Origin of the sequence: Paenibacillus sp. FSL R10-2796 (assembly GCF_037965315.1) — a bacterium.
Lineage (GTDB): Bacteria > Bacillota > Bacilli > Paenibacillales > Paenibacillaceae > Paenibacillus_AQ > Paenibacillus_AQ odorifer.
The window spans coordinates 5,300,082-5,320,002 of sequence record NZ_CP150178.1 but is presented as its reverse complement, the minus strand read 5'-3'; the positions used below and the strand labels follow the sequence as shown (position 1 = coordinate 5,320,002).

Below are 19,921 nucleotides of genomic sequence, written 5' to 3'. Positions count from 1 at the left end.
TATGAAACTTCAATATGACAAGCCAGCAAATGTATGGACGGAAGGACTTCCAATTGGGAATGGACGTCTGGGCGGTATGATCTTCGGTGGTGTGGAACAGGAGAAAATTAGTCTAAACGAGGATACGCTTTGGTCAGGATACCCAAAAGAGGGGAACAATCCCGGTGCTAAGAACGTTCTGCCAAAGGTGCGACAGCTGATTCAAGAAGGCCGTTATGTTGAGGCGGACACGCTGACCAGAGAAATGATGGGGCCGTATACTCAATCTTATTTACCTTTTGGTGATCTATTGCTTCGTTTTGAACATGGCAACGTCTATCATTCTTATCAGCGTACACTGGATGTGGAAAATGCGCTGCATCGCATTGAATATCAGATTGGCAATGTTACTTATACCCGTGAGATGTTCTCTTCTCATCCTGATCAGTTGCTTGTACTTCGTTTGACCGCAAGTGTGCCAGGCGCATTGAATGTGCATGCCACGCTGGAAAGTCCACTCCGGCACAACCTTTATTCGCAAGGTGACAGCTTTGTTCTATCGGGAACGGCACCGGAGCATGTAGATCCAAGCTATTTCGGGAGCGACAATCCCATCCAATACGGTGAATTAGGCAGCAGCAAGGGAATGGCTTTCGAAGGACAACTCTCCGTGACGGCGGATGACGGCCAAGTAACGGTTGATGGCAGTGGGATTCATTTGCTGGGTGCGACAGCGGCAACCTTTTATTTCAGTGCGGCTACAGGTTTTAACGGGTATGACCTAATCCCGGGAATTGAAGGAAAAGATGCCTCCACCATTGCAGCCTCCTTCTTGGCAAGTGCTCAAGGCAAGTCTTACACCAGCCTGCTTCAAGCGCATATCACTGATTACCGGGCACTTTTCGATCGGGTGAAACTTCGGCTGGGCAAGCCGCTGGCACCGGAAGGAATGTCAACCGAGCAGCGGATTACGACTTACTCCGCGCAAGATCCGGGTCTAGTTGAGCTGCTGTTTCATTTCGGACGTTATTTGCTGATCGCAAGCTCGCGTCCCGGAACGCAGGCCGCCAATCTTCAGGGAATATGGAATGCCTCTACTCGTCCGCCTTGGAGCAGTAACTATACACTGAATATCAATACAGAAATGAACTATTGGCCCGCTGAGATTTGCAATCTGGCAGAATGTCATGAGCCACTTTTGGATTTCGTCGGCAATCTGGCGAAGAGAGGGGCGGATACCGCTCGGACCAACTATGGCACCCGGGGCTGGGTAGCTCATCATAACTCGGATCTTTGGGCACACACTGCACCGGTAGGTGATTATGGCGATGGAGATCCAAGCTGGGCTTATTGGCCAATGGGCGGCATCTGGCTGACCCAGCATCTTTGGGAACATTTTGCTTTTGGCGGAGATACTGAATACTTGCGGACTTCGGCTTATCCTGTCATGAAGGAGGCGGCTCTGTTCGCATTGGATTGGCTGATTGACGACGGCAAGGGTAATCTTGTGACCTCCCCGTCCACTTCACCAGAGCATAAATTCCGGACAGCGGAGGGTGTGGCTGCGGTCAGCCCGGGTGCCACAATGGATATATCACTGATCTGGGAGTTGTTCACGAACTGTATCGAGGCATCAGTGATTCTTGGAACGGATGAGGCTTTGCGTGAAGAGCTGAAAAGTACCCGTGAGCGTCTATTGCCACTGCAGGTTGGCAAGTACGGGCAACTGCAGGAATGGTCCTCTGATTTTGAGGATGAGGACATGTACCACAGACATACCTCGCATCTGGTTGGAATTTATCCGGGCCGCCAGTTGTCAGAAGAAGAGACCCCTGAGCTATTTGCTGCGGCAAGAACCTCGCTGGAGCGGCGCGGGGATGAAAGCACAGGCTGGAGTCTGGGCTGGAGAGTCGCTTTATGGAGCCGCTTCCGGGATGGAAACCGTTCCTTGCGTCTGCTCTCCAACATGTTGCGGTTGGTGAAGGACGGGGAGTCGGAGCAATATAATCACGGCGGAGTTTATGCCAATCTGCTCGGCGCGCATCCGCCGTTCCAGATTGATGGCAACTTTGCAGCCTCCGCCGGGATTGCCGAAATGCTGCTGCAATCTCACCGCGGCTATCTCGAACTACTGCCTGCATTGCCAAATGAATGGCAGGAGGGAAGCGTTGCAGGTTTACGTGCCCGCGGTGGCTTTGAAGTCAGCATTCAGTGGGACAACGGCAAGCTAGTGGAAGCGCAGATTACTTCCCTGCTGGGCACAGAATGTGTGATCCGCATGGATACTCCACTTAAGGTAACCTGTGGCAGTCAGGATATACAGTGTGAACGTTCCGCCGAAGGAAGGGTAAGTTTCGCTACAACCGCGGGACAATCCTACAAGCTTATCATTGGTGATCAGCAATAATCCGTTTTATAAGCGTATGAACAGCAGTAGGACCTGAACGTTTGGTCCTGCTGCTGTTTTTTGCATTTTCAGCATGAAGCTTCAGGACCAGCAGAGTTTAGGTAAGATGTGTTAGATCGCGGTATGGATCGGAAGATCGTTGTATAGAAAACGCTTTATCCGCTCTTTATAATGAGGTCATACTTGGGGGATACAGCTACTGAGACTGCCGCCTTCAAGGTCCAAAATGCAGCAACAAGGAGGCAAATTATGCTAACTGACAGTAATACAACCGTAAACGTGAATACAGATACAACGTCTCTTATCCGTGTAACCAATGGCCTGGTGAATCTGGAGATTGATCTCGGAACAGGTGAGTCATCCGTTGTCGGCGGGACTTCTGCACATGTGAAGGGGATTCGGAGCGCCTTTCGCTGGCAGGGCCGGGAATATAATACTGAACACTATCAGAGCCACGTGCTGAAGTTGCAGGAAGAGGTTGTTCGTGAAGGTTTTGGCAAAGGTGTTCATCTAGTGATTGTACATGAAACATCCCTGCTGCCACAGCTGGAGCAGCATTTTTATATTTATGAGTCCTCCTCATATGTGTTGATGCAAAGTGTGATCGCAAGCGATGAGGATATCAAAGCGAACCGCATGGCGGTCATTCAGAGCAAATCGGTATCCCTCGGCGGCGAGTCAGGTCAACCGGATGAACCAAGCATCCTGCGTGTGCCTTACGACAACGATAAATGGGTCAGATATACAGTGGTGAAGCCACCTATGGATACAGAGAGCTACGAGGTAACGGCAGTGTTCGCACCGGATAGCCGGCGAGGAATTATCATGGGTTCCATAACTCACAAGGTGTGGAAAACGGGTATTCGTATCAAGAGCGAGCGAAGCGGCCAGATCGAGGAGCTGGATCTTTACGGTGGGGCTGTGAGTGAATTAACCCGCGACTTTCAGCCGCATGGTTATGTAAAAGGCAAAAGAGTGGAGTCACCGCTCGTATTCGTAGGTTTTTATGATGATTACAGAGAAGGTCTTGAAGCTTACGGCCGGGCCAATACATGGATTGAAGCTCCGCTGGCTTGGGAGGGTGGCGTTCCTGTTGGCTGGAATAGCTGGTCTGCTGCAATGGCTGATCTGGATTATGATTTGTATACGTCGACCAGTGAGTTTTTGAAAAAAGAAGTGCAGCCGTTAGGATTCCAGAATGAGGATACGCTGTACATCAACTTTGACGCTTTTTGGGATAATTTCACAGCAGAAGAAATGAAAAATGCACTTGAGCTAGTGCGGAAGAATGGTCATAGACCGGGAACTTACTGGACCCCTTTCGCTTTCTGGGGAAGTCCTACTCAGTTCGGAGATGTCGTGGAGGGTACGAACGGTAAATACACCTATGGCGATATCCTGCTTCGGGACAGCGAAGGAGAGATTCTGCCGGATGTTGATGGAGGGCTAGCCATTGACCCCACACATCCGGGGAACCTGCAAAGAATAGATTGGTATACAAAAAAATTCATCTCGGAAGGATTCGAGTATATCAAGCTGGATTTCCTGGCACATGGCGCACTGGAAGGCCAGCATCACAATCCGGAGATTACGACGGGCATTGCGGCGTATCACTACGGTATGTCCTACTTGCAGAATAAGCTGTCTCCAGAGGTTATTGGTCGACCGTTCTTTATTAATCTGTCCATCGCACCGTTGTTCCCTTATGCATTTGCACATAGCCGGCGTGTCTCTTGTGATGTTTTTGGCACGCTGCAGGACACAGAATATATGCTCAACTCTTTGACCCATGGCTGGTGGATGAGCGATTCATTGTACCGTTTCAATGATCCCGACCATTCCGTACTGTACAAGAGCCATAACCAGGAAGCCACGGGCTGGCATGAAGGCCGGAGCCGGCTAACCGCTTCGGTGATCGCGGGAACGGTGCTGCTGCTAGGGGATGACTTCCGAAAAGAGGAAGCCGCCGCCCGGGCTAAAGCTTGGCTGAGCAATAAGGAAATTATGGATGTTGCTCGTCTTGGCAAAACCTTCAGACCGATAGAAGGGGACCTCGGCAAGCAATCCTGTGATACTTTTGTGCTCGAATCTGCAGAAGAAAATGCCTTTTATATAGCTGTCTTCAATTACGATGTCACGAAATCTGCTCCTAAATCCCTCTCATTAGAACGGGCAGGGCTGAATGCTCAAGCTGCTTACCAGCTGCTGGACCTATGGGAAGGTGTAGAAGGGGAAACCTCAGGAAAGCTGGAAGTTACGCTTGAACCCGCAGAATCTAAAATCTTCAAATTGACGGCAAAATAACAAAAGAATACGCGCCCTCTGCTTCTTGCGGATAGCGCGTATTCTTTTTTACAACCTATATTTGTTTTCGGCTTTGCGGATTAAGGCGGTATTGTGTGGGTTTTATGCCGTAGCAGGCACTGAAATGTCTGGAAAAGGGATGGATCGAAGGATAGCCTAATTTCTCAGCAATGGCAGTAACACTTAGCTCGCTCTCCAGAAGCAGACCTGCCGCCCGCCGCATAACGAGATTATGATGATAAGCGCGCGGCGTCATTCCGGTTTCTCGCAGAAACAGCTCATGAAAATAAGTTCGCTTGAGTCCGCAGAGCTGTGCCCAGTCTTCGATAGATTTACCACGTTCGGGATGAGTGTTCAAATACTCCAACAGGCGCACAATCCGATAATCGCTTGGCTGATGCTGATGGAGGGCATTATACCAGCTTAATATCCAACCGTATAACAAGCTATGAACCGCTTCATTCCGGTAGAATATCGCTTCATTGTATATTTTGGCAATCATCACAAGACTATCGTATAGCTGTGGATATTTAGCTAGCGGGAAAACGCAGGGCAATTCTTTCAGCTCGGCACAGGGGACTTCGGTGGCCTTTTTCTCAAGCCTAAAGGGTTCAGGCGCATGGATAAAAGAAAGATTAGTAGACATAGGCGACTGCTTGTCCCACAAATCAAAATAGACATTGTAGGACGAGAGTGGATGAGAAGGGGAAATATGAAAGGCATGTGGCTGGCCGGGGCGCAGAAACACCAGTGTTCTACGCTCAATCGGATAACGAACTCCGTCGATTTCCATCTCACCGGGGCCATCGGTAAACAGATGAAAGGCGTAGGCATTGCCGACGCGCAGATGCTCATTGCTGCTTCCGTCGTACAGATAAGGCATGATTGCTCCAACATACGGTGTGATTTCAGATAGTTTGTTCATACTATACCCCTTTGCTAGCAGCATTTCTTAATTTTGGCCTGTAGTTAAATATTTGGGATAACGGATAAATTGTCAAATGAATGAACGAGTCAACAAAGACTAGTAGTACTGATGATGTTACGATAAATGCGATAAATACACAATGTTAATAACAGAGAAAGCGGATTAATTAACAACAACTTTTGAAGGTCTATTACAGACAGGAGACGATCAAATGAGCGATTTTAAATTGTGGTATTCAACCCCTGCAACAAGCTGGTCGCAAGGGTTGCCGTTGGGTAACGGAAGAATAGGTGCTGTTGTAATGGCGGCGCCGCATCGTGAAGTGTGGAGCATGAGCGAGGTGACCTATTGGTCTGGGCAAACGGATCCCGAGTCTGCTCCTGCCGGAGGTAGAACTGCGCTGGAAGAGATGCGAAGTCACTTTTTTGCCGGCGATTATGACAGCGGTGATCGTTTAGCCAAACAGTATTTACAGCCTAAAAAACAAAATTTCGGTACGAACCTGGGATTATGCGAGGTGGTTATTGATTTTGCCCAGGATGCGGATGTTAAATCAGGCGGTGTGTTTCGGCGGGAGCTGGAATTGACAAGTGCAGTGTCTGGGGCGGTCTATGAGAGCGGCGAAACAACAATCCGTCGAGAGGTCTTCGCTTCACATGCCGATGATCTGGTAGTTTCAAGAATTTGGAGCGATAAGCCTGGAGGGGTATCCTTTACGCTTGCCATCGAAGGTGGGACAGAATCGTTTACGACTGAGGTTGTGGATGGCGACACTATTGAATTCAAGGGGCAAGCTACAGAAAAGGTGCATAGTAATGGTAAATGCGGGGTATGGGCAAAAGGGCAGCTCAAAATAAGTCTATCCGGCGGTACGATCTACAGGGGGGATGGCCGATTAAGAGTTTCCGGAGCTAATGAGGCCCGGATTTATTTTGGGGTCAGTACTGATTATCGCCGGAGCAATCAGGAATGGGAGACGGAGAGCTACAGCAACCTAAGGCAGGCATTAACCAAAGGTTATGCACAGTTAAAAGAAGATCATATTCAAGATTACCGTCAGGATTATGCAAAGGTGGATATTCAATTGGGTAGCTCCGGGAAAGAAGGTCTGCCTACCGATCAGCGGATTAGGTTACTGGCACAGGATCAGGCTGAGGACCCTCAGTTGTTCGCATTGTTCCTCCAGTATGGCCGCTACCTAACCATTGCCGGATCACGGGAAGATTCACCTCTTCCACTGCACTTGCAGGGAATCTGGAATGACGGTGAGGCTTGCCGTATGGGCTGGAGCTGCGACTATCATCTCGATATTAATACACAGATGAATTATTATCCGACAGAAGTCGTGAACCTTGCAGACAGCCACCTTCCATTGATGCGATATATTGAAGATTTATCTCAGGCGGGAAAATCAACTGCACGCGATTTATATGGCAGCAAAGGATGGGTAGCGCATGTATTCTCTAACGTCTGGGGGTTTACAGCTCCGGGCTGGGAAACCTCATGGGGGCTCAATGTCACAGGCGGATTATGGATTGCAATCCATCTGATGGAGCATTATGAATATAGTCAGGATCGTGTATTTCTAGAGCGCCAGGCATATCCTGTGCTAAAAGAAGCCGCAGAATTCTTCCTCGACTATATGACGATTCATCCGAAATATGGCTGGCTGGTGACGGGTCCTTCTAACTCGCCAGAGAACAGCTTCTATCCCGCAGATAGCAGCGAGGGTGCACAGCAGCTGTCTATGGGCTCGACCATGGATCAAGTGCTCGTGCAAGATCTTTTCGAGTTCTGCCTGAAGTCTGCGGTGTTGCTCGATACAGATGTGGAGCTTCAGCTGAAGCTTAAGGAAGCTATGGCTAAGTTACCCCCGCTACAGATTGGTAAAAGAGGTCAGCTGCAGGAGTGGCTTGAAGATTATGAAGAAGCGCAACCTGAGCATCGACACTTGGCTCATTTGTTCGCTTTGTATCCAAGCAACCAGATTACACCGGACAGAACACCGGAGTTAAGCGCGGCAGCAAGGGTAACGCTGGAGAACCGGATGGCTCAGGAAGAACTGGAGGATGTAGAGTTCACCGCCGCCTTATTCGGTCTTAGTTTTGCCAGACTATATGACGGGGAGAAGGCGTATAAGCATATCTCTCATTTAATTAGCGGACTGTGCTTCGATAATCTGTTCAGTTTCTCCAAATCAGGGATTGGTGGGGCAGAGTGCAATATCTTTGTCGTGGATGGCAACTTTGGCGGGACGGCTACCATTGCAGAGATGCTGCTGCAAAGCCACGCGGATGAAATTCATCTGTTGCCAGCGCTTCCGCAAGCCTGGAATACAGGATCGGTGTCTGGATTACGAGCCAAAGGAAAGGTAGAGGTAGACGTAGTTTGGGAGAAGGGGCAGTTGACGGAAGCTACGCTTCGCACCTACGCACCGGGAACGGTGACCCTTCGATGGGGAGATCAGAGAACTACCTTCCAAGCAGAAACAGGAGGAAGCTACTATTTCAACAGCCAATTGGAGCTGTTATAATGATTCGGCGGGGGCGATGAGCCTCCGTTTTCATTATGCGTCCGAATAATGATGAGTAGGTATCGAAGGGCTATCTGGTCTGCTTAGGACCCGATAGCCTTTTTACGAGCACGTTGGGATTAGATCTTACAAAGTAACGATTCATGCCTGAAAATGACTTACATTTATTTGGTCGATGATCGCCTAAGGGGAAAAGAATATAATAGGAGCAAATACAGACAACAAGAAGGAGGGAACCTCAGGTGTATAGTATTTTTTTGGTAGATGATGAAGAAATGGGTCTTGAGATGATGAGAGATTATATCCGCTGGGAAGAGATGGGCATCTATGTAGTCGGAACAGCGAGCAATGGTAGAGAAGCTTTGGAGAAAATAGAGGCTTTTCAACCGGATATTATTCTTACAGATGTTCAGATGCCGATAATGAATGGAATTGAGTTGGCTAAAAAAATACATGAATGTTATGACCAGATGCAAATTATGTTCCTCACCGGACATGATGAATTCCACTATGTTAAATCGGCCCTTAATGTAGGAGCTGTTGGATATTTACTGAAGCCGCTAGATTTGACTGAAATTGAAAGCGTTATCGAAAAGGTTAAAGCGCGCTGCGAAGAGGTTCAGATGAAACAACGTTCTATGGAGGCTGCTAAAACTAAGATTCTTAAGGAGCTTTCTTTTGAAAAAAATGCGGAGCAAGCCGCAGAGCTGGCAAATAACTTCAATAGGCTGACACGTCTCCCAGAGAGTAATCGTTATACCATGGCACTGTTCAGCATTGATCCCAAAGAGGCGGAGGGTGAGCAGCAGAGTCTGGAAGAGTGTATGAGCCGGTTGATTTCTTATCTGGATCACTTTTTTAAGGCGAAAAATATAGAGGTTGTTTTTGTTCCTTACAAGGATGGCGAGACAGGTGTGTTCATGGAAGCGACTCAACAGCCTGGCTATTATGCTTGGGAGGATTTAGCTGTGGCTATTCGTAGTGCGCTGGATTTTACGGTGACGGCAGCAGTCGGAGCGCAGGCAGCAGAATTAGCGCTGGTCCATAATCTGTATAAGCAGACGCGTGTGATTTTAAATGAACGTTTTTATAAAGGCACGGGCTTAATTATTCATGCCGAGGCTATTTCGAATCAGTTCGACAGTGAACATATGCCACCTTTTGAGAGAAAAGAGTGGTTTGAAGCTATCCATCAGCTGGATTTCGAGCAGGCCGCACAAAAGCTGCATCAATATTTCGTGGGACTGGCCACACTGAGAATCAAGAAAAAAATCATCTGTGATTGGGCGATTGATCTTGTTGATGAACTGCTAGAGCAGCTGCATCAGTCTGTTCCCGAGGGCTTTAAGCGGGCGGAGCTCTATCATTCCATCTATAATGCGCTGACTTTACATGAGATCGAGGATTTAATCCTGGGCACTGCGGGTGATGCCGTGAGCATGCTAGGTGAGCGACTTATGGATAAAAATACAAAGCTCGTCCACAAGGTTCGCACCGTGATTGAACAAAATTACGATCAGCCGATTACGATTAATAGTCTGTCTGATCAGGTTTATCTGTCACCGAACTACTTAAGATCTATTTTTAAGGATAAAACAGGCATCACGATCCACGATTATTTAACCCGTATTCGGCTTGATAAGGCTAAGGAGCTGCTCGCAGACGGGTCACTGAAGATTCAAGATATTGCCCAGAGAGTGGGGTACGAAAGCACGTCTTATTTTATTTCTCTATTTCTGAAGAACCTTGGGGTCACACCTAACGAGTATAGGAAAAATATTTAACCTTCCGCACTTCTGCTTACTGAATAGAAAGAAAAGTTGCTTTCCTTTATGAATTGTAAACTTGCGATATGGAAAGATGCCCCTTTGCTTTTTACAATAAGCATGTATTACAACTCAGCACATGTGAGGGGCTTGATTCATTATTGCGATTAAAGGAAGCTTTTTTACACATCTAATTGCGATAGCGCTTTCAAGAAATCCAGACGGCAATAGTTGGATACAGCATTCTTGAGAGAGTAATCGGTACGGGCCGTACATTCCTTACATGACGTTACTTACAACAAGGAGAGGAGTTCTGAAGACGTTATTTGGAAAGAGGAACAACTGATGAATTGCAACCGGAAGGCTTTTCTTATATCAGAAAGTTAAATGGAGGGATTAAATGTTTGGACGTGTAATGAAAAGAGGGGTCTTGTTCTTTCTTATGATCAGCTTAGTGTTAGGCAGCGGTGTTCAGTTTGCCGGCAAGGTCTACGCCGAGGATACAAATAGCTATGAAGCTGAAGCGGATGGGAATATTCTGACGGGTAATGCGTCAATTTCTGACCACCCAGCGGCTTCCGGAGGGAAAAAAGTTGGCGGCATGTATCAAGGCAGCTCCTTGTTGTTCAATAATGTGACCGTGAGCGAGCCGGGGAATTATAAAATTACAGTGTATTATATTTCTGGCGATTCACGCCCGTTTAATATCAGTGCCAATGGCGGTGACAAGCAATTTGAAGAACCGTCCAAGACTGTGGACTGGGATACGGTAGGCACTTATGATGTGACGCTTCCGCTGAACGCGGGTGCTAATACCATCTTGATCGATGACAACAACTGGTATTCTCCGGACATCGATAAGATCGTAATCCGTGGACTGGACGACAGCGATCCAGGTGAAGGACCCGGGGGTGACTGGAAGGAGAAGCTGCATGGTGTGATCATGGAAGCCGAGGCTACTGAGAATATGCTTACAGGCAACGCCAAAGTGGCGGACAGCAGTGTGGGCTCTGGCGGTAAAATCGTAACGGATCTGAACAAAAACAGTTCCTTACAGTTCACAAATGTTGCAGTACCAGCAGCGGGAACGTATTTAATCCGCATCTCCTATATTTCCGGCGATCAACGTCCTGTCTATATGCAGGTTAACGATGGACTGGATGAAATGATTGACCTGCCAAAGACGGCAAGCTGGAGCACCGTGGGAACCTATGATGTGGAGGCCTCTTTGGTAGAGGGTTTGAATACTATTACCTTCTCAGATCATGATTGGTATTCTCCAGATTTCGACCGGATAGAAATTATTCCTTATACCCTCAGCTATGAAGCAGAATCTCCACTCAATGATTTGACAGGCGAGGCCCAAGTTTCCGCTAGCCCGAATGCTTCGGGTGGTCAGAAGGTAGGGTACTTGAATAACGGCAGTTCCATAACCTTCAACAAGATTACAGCCCCTATGACTGTTGATTACCGAATCACAATCGCCTATATTTCAGGTGACCCACGCAGCTTCTACGTTAGTGCGAATGGTGTAGCAGAGCAGTATTATGAGCTGCCCAAGACACCGGACTGGGATACGGTTGGAATGTATGAACTTACACTGCCACTGAACGAAGGCGAGAATACAATCAAATTTACAGATGGCAACGGGTATGCGCCAGATCTGGACCGGATTATAGTTGAGCCAGCTATGGGTGTGGATCCTAATCCCCCAGTGGAGGAAGACGGTGATTTAGGAACACCGGGCGCTTCTAAGATCTACGGAGCTATCACAGTTACCGAATATACTTACGGACTGCTTGTATCAAATGGCCAATATGAAGTGTCCTATAATACCAAGTCCGGATATGTAAGCTATAACTGGGCTGACGGACAGAAGCTGCATGGGATCTATAGCAGTATCAAAATCGGCGATACGCTCGTTGAGACTACAAGCTATGAGAGTCATACAAGTGTTGGTGCTCCGGTAGACATTCAGGATGGTTTCGGCAAAGGCGTGGAGCTAACTTTTGTCCACACTTCCACAGGAAAACCGACGTTAAAGCAGGTCTACAAGTTTTATGACGATCAAAAGTATTTTCTGACCCGTCTGGATGCGGCCAGCGATACAGCGGTCAAGACCAACTATATGTCACCTATTACCGTAAAACGTACAGGTGGTTTGGATATCGGAGCTAGTGCGGATAATCGTGTGCTTACGGTTCCTTTTGACAACGATGCTTGGATTCGTTATAAATCTCAATCTATGAATCGTGCAGATACCAGCTATGAGATGACGACTGTGTTTAACAACTCGACACGCAGCGGCCTTGTGCTTGGCTCTGTAACTCATGATACCTGGAAGACAGGCATCGACTGGAAAGGTTCCTCCAATCGGCTGAATGAGCTGGTCGTATATGGTGGTGCAGCTAGTGATGTTACCCGGGATACCCAGCCTCATGGCAGCTTAAGTGGAACAAACTTGTCCTCACCTATGATCATGGTAGGGGCCTTCAGTGATTACCGTACAGGGCTTGAGGAGTATGGCAAAGCTAATGCGATCATTACACCTGCACTTGCGCTAAACCCCGAGCTGCCACAAGGCGTACCGGTTGGTTTTAATAGCTGGGGAGCTTACGAGGGTACGCTTTCGTATCAAGATGTAGTGGATGTCTCCAATTACTACAAAGAGAATCTGCAAAATTTCAATAATAACGGCAATGTATTTATTAACATGGATTCTTATTGGGATAATCTGAATGATAAGCAGCTGACTGACGCCGTATCGGTTATTAAAGGGAATGGCCAGCATGCGGGTATTTATTGGGCACCGTTTGTATACTGGGGCAACAATATGGACCAGATTGTAGAGGGAACTGACAATAAATATACTTACGGCGATATTGTCCTTAAGGATGCCGCGGGTCAACCGCTGCCGACTCTGGACGGGGCTTTTCCTTTGGATGTAACACATCCTGGTGCCCAATTGCGCATGAACTATTTTTTGGACAAATTTAAAGCTCTGGGCTTCACCTTCATCAAATTGGATTTCTTAACGCATGGTTCGCTTGAGGGGCAACATTTCGATCCAACTATATCGACAGGAATCCAAGCTTATAATGAAGGAATGCGTTATGTGAAAGAACGTCTGGATGGAAAAATGTTCATTAGCGCATCAATTGCGCCAATTTTCCCGAGCCAATATGCGCATAGCCGACGAATTTCCTGCGACACCTACGGCAAGATCAATGAAACCGAATATATGCTGAATTCATTAACCTATGGCTTTTGGCAAAATGGCACGATCTACACCTACACCGATCCTGATCATTTGGCATTGGCCCGTGCTACCAGCTTGACTGAAGCGCGTACCCGTATGAACTCTGGCGTTATTGCTGGAACAGTACTACTTGGCTCTGACGATGTTAACGATCCAAAAGCACAGGAGTACATGACCGCTTTGTTCAACAACAAAGATGTTCTCGATTTAGCTTTAAAAGGAAAAGTGTTCAAGCCACTTGAAGGAAATACAAACGCCAATGCCGCCGATACTTTTGTTATGAAGGATGGCAATGATTATTATCTGGCCGTATTCAATTACAGTGCATCTGCTTCGGCAGATAAGCAAGTTGATCTTGGCCGCGCTGGACTGGATACTGCAGAGATTTATACTACGCAAGATCTCTGGACAGGAGAGGTTTCCTCTGCCACAGGAGCTATGAAATTGTCCTTACAGCCGACAGAGTCGAAACTGGTAAAATTGACGGCTGCACCTAAGACAGTAACCGGTATAACACTGGATAAGACAGAGCTTTCGTTGACCGCTGGTGAAACCGGCAAGTTGACGGCTACAGTATCGCCGGATGATGCGACGGATAAAGCAGTACTTTGGACTTCGAGCGATACCTCTGTAGCTACCGTAGTGTACGGAACAGTAACCGCTGTAGAAGCTGGAAAGGCCACCATTACTGTGGAGACGGTAGACGGTGGGTTCAAAACATCGGCAGAAATCACAGTCAAAGAGGCCTCTACAGGAGAGCCGGGAAATCCGGGAGAGCCTAGTAATCCGGGAGAGCCTAGTAATCCGGGAGAGCCTAGTAATCCGGGAGAGCCGGGAAATCCGGGAGAGCCTAGTAATCCAGGAGAACCGGGAAATCCAGGAGAGCCTAGTAATCCTGGGAATCCAGGAAACAATGGGGGTACCTCTGACAGTACTTCGGATCAAGAGAATGCTGCGGGCACTTTGATTCTCATGCCAGATATGCTGAAAGTGGACAGTACTTCTGGTCAGGTAGTGGTTGAGATTAAAGGGGATATTCAGCAAGTTCAGTTATCCTCTGCTGTAGTCCGACAGTTGGCGAACCACACCCTAGTTTTGAATGCGGGTAAGCTCTCCTTGCAGGTACCAGCGGAGCTAATTCACCAGTTGCAAAACAAGCTGCCAGAGGGACAGCGGGAAGATAGCAAGATTGCCCTGAAGATGGTGAACCTCAGCAGCAAGGCCGATGAGTTGGTTGCTACAGTGGCTAGTTCTACTAATGCGGCTGTTGTACTCAAGGGAGACATCTATGAATTTAGTCTTTCTATTACCACCAAGTCAGGCATTACAGACACACTCGCTACATTTGATAAGCCAATAACACTCATCATGCCAGTGGCAGAAGGCTTCAATGCTAAACGAGGCGGTGTTTATTATATCGCGGACAATGGCAGGCTGGAATATATTCAAGCTGATTATGCTAACGGTGTATTAAAAGCTGAGGTCAGCCACTTCAGTAAATATGCTGTGCTGGAGTTGAACCGCATCTTTGTCGATGTTCCGGCCAATCACTGGGCTAACCCAGTAATCCAAGAGCTGGCGTCCAAGCTATATGTGCAGGGCACAAGCAAAGAAAAGTTTGAACCAAGCCGGGCAGTTACACGTGCCGAGTTCACCTCGATGCTTGTTCATGCCCTTGGACTGACCGCGACAGGAAAAGAAAGCTTTGCTGATGTTGCTCCATCCGCCTGGTATGCGGAGCCTATCTCAATCGCTTACAAGGCGGGAATCGTGAGTGGCAGAAGTGCGTCCAAGCTTGAGCCGGGCGCACAAATCACCCGTGAAGAAATCACGGTGATGCTAATGAAGGCTTACGAGCTGAACAACGGCGTAACAGCCAATGGTGCAACAACCAACGGTGCAACAACTAACGGTACAACAACTAATGGCGCAAAAACCAACGGTGCAACAACTAATGGTGCAACAACCAACGGTGCAACTGCCGCAGCGTTCACCGACATGAATCAGGTGTCTGCTTGGGCCGCTGCTTCTGTAAATGAAGCGGCCAGTCTAGGACTGATTCAAGGTCAAAGTCATGAACGCTTTGCACCAAAAGGAATCGCTTCGCGCGCAGAAGCGGCTCAAGTGATCTATAATTTGATTTTGAAGTAAGCTGAAATGACTACAAAAGAGCGACTCTCCATTAACCGAAGAGTCGCTCTTTTGATAGATCAGTTGATGAAATTAGCTACTTTATCGAACTTTGCTAATAGATATTACATTACTGTTTGTTACATTGCTGTTCGGCAGTTACTAATACCGCACTTTACTATCTATCGGAACTTACTCCAGGAAAGTAGAATCCCGTGCAAAAGTCGAGCACACCCCAGCAAAGTAGAATCCCGTGTAAAAGTAGAACACACTCCAGCAAAGTAGAATCCCGTGTAAAAGTAGAACACACCCAGCAAAGTAGAATCCCGCGCAAAAGTAGAACACACCTCAGCAAAGCAGAATCCTGCCAAAAGTCGAACACACTACGGAAAAGTAGAATCCCGCGTAAAAGTAGAACACACTACGGCAAAGTAGATCATAGTTAGAACACATCGGACCGTATCGCAGCTATTTCGGCTATTTGAGCTATTCTACAAAGGTATCGGACTGTATAGCTCTTATTGCTATAAAAATGTCCAGAATTACTGTGCAAATGAGTCAATAGCTGCATCTGAGTCCGATAGCCGAGCAAAATGCCCTGATTCATCGAAATAGGGTCCCCTCGGTCCGATGCGTATGAGGAAGGAGTATAAGTAGAGCACACCTCAGCAAAGTAGAATCCCGCGCATAAGTTGAACACACCCCAGCAAAGTAGAATCCCGCACAAAAGTCGAACACACTACGGCAAAGTAGATCATAGTTAGAACACATCGGACCGTATCGCAGCTATTTTGGATATTTGAGTCATTTTACAAAGATTTCGGACTGTATAGCTCTTATTGCTATAAAAATGTCCAGAATTACTGTGCAAATGAGTCAATAGCTGCATCTGAGTCCGATAGCCGAGCAAAATGCCCTGATTCATCGAAATAGGGTCCCCTCGGTCCGATGCGTATGAGGAAGGAGTATAAGTAGAGCACACCTCAGAAAAGTAGAATCCCGCGCAAAAGTAGAGCATACCCAGCAAAGTAGAATCCCGCGCAAAAGTAGAGCATACCCAGCAAAGTAGAATCCCGTGCAAAAGTAGAACACACCCCGGCAAAGTAGATCATAGTTAGAACACATCGGACCGTATCGCAGCTATTTCGGCTATTTGAGCTATTCTACAAAGGTATCGGACTGTATAGCTCTTATTGCTATAAAAATGTCCAGAATTACTGTGCAAATGAGTCAATAGCTGCATCTGAGTCCGGTAGTTGAGCAAAGTACCCTGATTCATCGAAATAAGGTCTCCTCGGTCCGATGCGAATGAGGAGGGAGCATAAGTCGAACACACCTCAGCAAAGTAGAATCCCGCGCAAAGTCGAACACATCGGACCGTATCGCAGCTATTTTGGATATTTGAGTCATTTTACAAAGATTTCGGACTGTATAGCTCTTATTGCTATAAAAATGTCCAGAATTACTGTGCAAATGAGTCAATAGCTGCATCTGAGTCCGATAGTCGAGCAAAATGCCCCGAATCATCGAAATAAGGTCTCCTCGGTCCGATACGAATGAGCAGGGAGCAAATAGTACCGAGCGATCTAAACGATCCCATCGATCCCATCATATCCAAGGAGAAGCAAGCCAAACGATCCCCGCAATGGAGAATCCCCTCGTCACCGCTCCTACACCTCTTTTTGGGGTAAACGAATCTGCACAGTGGTGCCTATTCCTAGTCTGCTAAATACTTTAACGCCGTAGTGCTCACCAAATTTCAGTTTGATGCGGCGATCAACGTTAGTGATTCCGTACCCTCGTCCAGGCTTATCCTCAAGCAAAGAACTGAGCGTCTCGCGGCTCATCCCCATGCCATCATCGATTACTGACAAAATAATATCGTTCGCTTCCATGACACCTTTGATATGAATATTTAGCGGACTTTCTTGGCTCCACACGGCATGAAGCACTGCATTCTCCACAAAAGGCTGTAAGGCAAGTTTGACTGTAGAGTAGGGCAGAATCGCTTCATCTACTGTGTAGGTAATGTTCAGTTGTCCTTTAAAGCGGATTAGCTGAATGGCGTTGTAGCTCTGGGTCAGCTTTAATTCCTCGTGGATGGTCAATATACTTTTCCCTTTATTCAGGGAGATTCGATAAAACTTGGCTAGATGAAGCACCAAATCTTGTATACGCGTATCTTGATGTTTTAGGGCAAGCGACGAGATGGAGCCCAGTGTGTTATACAGAAAATGAGGGTTGATCTGCGCTTGCAGCAGGTCAAGCTCGGCTTCCTTGCTCTGCAGCTCCTTCTGATACACCTCGGTAATGAGACTTTTGAGCCGGGTGGTCATTTGCTTGAAGGCAAAATGCAGCTGGCCAATCTCATCATTTCCCAAATGTTCTTCTGTACTATGATTGAAATCCCCCCGTTCCAGGCGGCGGATCATCCGGATTAAAGTACGGATACGCTTGCTGAATAGCGACGCCGTAATGTAAATCAGCAGGAGGGCCACGCCAATAAAGCCCAGTGAGATTTTGATAATCAGATCTGAGAGTGATTTAGCATCCTGAATAATGCTGTCATAAGGGAAGATGGACACCGTTTTCCATCCATTTTTGAGCGTGTTATAGACGGCGAAAGCCTTTACCCCTTTGTAAGTTGTGTCAAATCTGCCCGATGGCGATTCATCGAATTTCTGATCAAGCAATTCCGGCAGGCTCGTATTTAATAAGTGCTTGTCTGCTGCTGAGAGAATAAGCCCTTTGTCATTAATAATAAAAATATCTTTCCCGCCCGCTTCTTCCTCCATTAAAGAATAGATTACCGATTCGGAGATTCTGAAGACCAGAATACCGTAGGGATATTGATTGCGGTTATTGTTCAAAAATCTTGCTAAGGTAAACATGGCCGGACTATCTTCGGTTTGCGGTGAGGACAGATGAATGATATTCCCGTGTGACTGCTGAAGCTGCTTGAACAGCTCGGTCTCTTTAACCTCAGCTGTTACCGGCTTGATATAGTAATCATCTTTGGGAAGTGATTCATTGTCCGAATAAATGAAAACGCTATCAAAATCAGGATAGGCAGTCATTATCGTGTCCATGCGGTTGCCTATATATTGATAGACATCCAGATAAGAAGGATCATCCTGGTATTCACTCGTGAGGTAGCTGGCAAGTCTGTTATCCAGGTAGATGGAAGCTGAAATATGTTCATAGCTGTCCAGCTTGTTTTCCAAATTTTTATTAATCTGAGCTGTTGAATTCATCATATTGCTGTAAATCTGATCCGTTAATTTTGATTTTGTTAATTCGTAGGAAAGGTAGGCGAAAAGCATCATCGGAACAATGGTCACTAGCACAAATACGCTGAACAGCTTGGAGCGAAAGCTCAAATCAATAAAAGGCATATAAATATATTTCCTATATATATGGCGCATAGAAGAAGTCCCTTCTTTACTGTAAATTCGCTGTTTGCCATGTTCATCATAGCAGACTAAATATCGAAATCCAATGCTCGAATCTGCCGAAACTCCTTTAAAAAGCGCTATCATTCGGAGGATTGAAGTATAGAAAGCCACCTGTTGCGGACTTAAGATGAATAGGAGAGAAGTTGAATCGAGATGTGGCTCGACATGCTGCACTAAATAAAAAGGGAGGGTATTTGATGCATAAAGCAAGCGCTATCAAAACAGTCAGAGGCAATAATCTGTGGTACAGATTAAAAGAGCAGAAATGGTTATTTTTGCTGATGCTGCCTGCCTTAATTGCGACATTGCTATTTTCTTATGGTCCTATGTTTGGGATGTATATGGCGTTTACGAATTATCAGCCGGGCGGAGGAACGTTTTTTCAACAATTTTTCCATGCAGAGTTTGTAGGCTTCAAGTGGTTTGAGTATTTCTTTACTACCGGAGATTTCTACCGTGTAATGCGTAATACGCTCGCTACAAGCTTGCTGACCTTGTTATTCGGATTTCCAGCGCCGATCATCCTCGCACTTGTACTGAATGAAGCTAGGCAGGGATTTTTCAAAAGATTTGTACAGACGGTTTCTTATCTGCCGCATTTTATCTCATGGGTTATCGCTGCAAACATCGTGATTACGCTGCTGGCTTCCGATGGGATGTTTAACAATTTACTGGTGACGTTGGGCATTGTTCAGGAACCGGTTGCTTTTCTACAAAATGGACCACTATTCTGGTGGATTATCGCTTTGTCTAACATGTGGAAGGAAATGGGCTTCAGCGCCATTATGTATCTTGCTGCAATTTCCGCTATTAATCCAGAGCTCTACGAAGCAGCAAGAGTGGATGGAGCCAGTCGCTTCCGGCAAATGTGGCATATTACGTTGCCAGCCTTGCGTCCAACCATTGTTATTTTAGGGATTCTAGCCGTCGGAGGCATTTTGAATGCAGGCTTTGAACAACAATACCTGCTGCAAAACAATACCGTGCTTGAGTATTCAGAGGTTATCGATATTTATGCATATAAATACGGGCTACAAAACAGCATGTTCTCCTACGGGGCGGCCGTTGGGGTATTTAAATCCGTGATTGCCTTCATACTTGTTGTAATTGTGAATCGTATTTCTAGAAAAGTGAACGACCAAGCGTTGTTCTAAACACGA

8 protein-coding genes are annotated in these 19,921 nt (G+C 46.8%); 6 read left to right on the top strand and 2 right to left on the bottom strand.

Annotated features, from left to right (window positions below; all coding sequences use genetic code 11):
- Position 1 precedes the first annotated feature (1 nt).
- Together NST58_RS23985 and NST58_RS23980 are read left to right on the top strand one after the other, a co-directional pair.
- Positions 2-2,386 (top strand): glycoside hydrolase family 95 protein, encoded by a 2,385-nt coding sequence (locus NST58_RS23985; RefSeq protein ID WP_339244427.1) that lies wholly within the window; start codon positions 2-4, stop codon positions 2,384-2,386.
- A 249-nt stretch (positions 2,387-2,635) separates the two neighbouring features.
- Positions 2,636-4,690 carry an alpha-galactosidase gene (locus tag NST58_RS23980; RefSeq protein ID WP_339244425.1) on the top strand — a complete coding sequence of 685 codons (2,055 nt, stop codon included), beginning with the start codon at positions 2,636-2,638 and terminating at the stop codon, positions 4,688-4,690.
- Positions 4,691-4,745: 55 nt separating this feature from the next.
- Here the strand turns inward: NST58_RS23980 and NST58_RS23975 are convergent, their stop codons facing one another.
- Complete coding sequence (locus NST58_RS23975) at positions 4,746-5,615, bottom strand: AraC family transcriptional regulator (RefSeq protein WP_339244423.1); 870 nt, start codon at positions 5,613-5,615, stop codon at positions 4,746-4,748.
- A gap of 214 nt (positions 5,616-5,829) precedes the next feature.
- On the opposite strand from NST58_RS23975, the gene NST58_RS23970 reads away from it, so the two are divergent.
- From NST58_RS23970 to NST58_RS23960, 3 genes are all read left to right on the top strand, one after another.
- Positions 5,830-8,151, top strand: a complete 2,322-nt coding sequence (locus NST58_RS23970) for a glycoside hydrolase family 95 protein (protein WP_339244421.1) — start codon at positions 5,830-5,832, stop codon at positions 8,149-8,151.
- Positions 8,152-8,393: 242 nt separating this feature from the next.
- Entirely contained in the window at positions 8,394-9,935 is a 1,542-nt protein-coding gene (locus NST58_RS23965; protein WP_076187456.1) for a response regulator, read from the top strand.
- Between the two features lie 382 nt (positions 9,936-10,317).
- Positions 10,318-15,327 carry an S-layer homology domain-containing protein gene (locus NST58_RS23960; protein ID WP_339244419.1) on the top strand — a complete coding sequence of 1,670 codons (5,010 nt, stop codon included), beginning with the start codon at positions 10,318-10,320 and terminating at the stop codon, positions 15,325-15,327.
- A 1,649-nt stretch (positions 15,328-16,976) separates the two neighbouring features.
- On the opposite strand, the gene NST58_RS23955 is transcribed toward NST58_RS23960, so the two are convergent.
- Positions 16,977-18,701: a sensor histidine kinase gene (locus NST58_RS23955; RefSeq protein WP_162164272.1), complete on the bottom strand. Its 1,725-nt coding sequence runs from the start codon at positions 18,699-18,701 to the stop codon at positions 16,977-16,979.
- Positions 18,702-18,958: 257 nt separating this feature from the next.
- On the opposite strand from NST58_RS23955, the gene NST58_RS23950 reads away from it, so the two are divergent.
- Complete coding sequence (locus NST58_RS23950) at positions 18,959-19,915, top strand: ABC transporter permease subunit (protein WP_051491272.1); 957 nt, start codon at positions 18,959-18,961, stop codon at positions 19,913-19,915.
- Positions 19,916-19,921: the final 6 nt, after the last annotated feature.

Excerpts from the sequence above, each read along its gene's own strand:
- NST58_RS23985 (WP_339244427.1), top strand. The coding sequence starts at position 2 with ATGAAACTTCAATATGACAAGCCAGCAAATGTATGGACGGAAGGACTT.
- NST58_RS23980 (WP_339244425.1), top strand. The coding sequence starts at position 2,636 with ATGCTAACTGACAGTAATACAACCGTAAACGTGAATACAGATACAACG.
- NST58_RS23975 (WP_339244423.1), bottom strand. The coding sequence starts at position 5,615 with ATGAACAAACTATCTGAAATCACACCGTATGTTGGAGCAATCATGCCT.
- NST58_RS23970 (WP_339244421.1), top strand. The coding sequence starts at position 5,830 with ATGAGCGATTTTAAATTGTGGTATTCAACCCCTGCAACAAGCTGGTCG.
- NST58_RS23960 (WP_339244419.1), top strand. The coding sequence starts at position 10,318 with ATGTTTGGACGTGTAATGAAAAGAGGGGTCTTGTTCTTTCTTATGATC.
- NST58_RS23955 (WP_162164272.1), bottom strand. The coding sequence starts at position 18,701 with ATGCCTTTTATTGATTTGAGCTTTCGCTCCAAGCTGTTCAGCGTATTT.
- NST58_RS23950 (WP_051491272.1), top strand. The coding sequence starts at position 18,959 with ATGCATAAAGCAAGCGCTATCAAAACAGTCAGAGGCAATAATCTGTGG.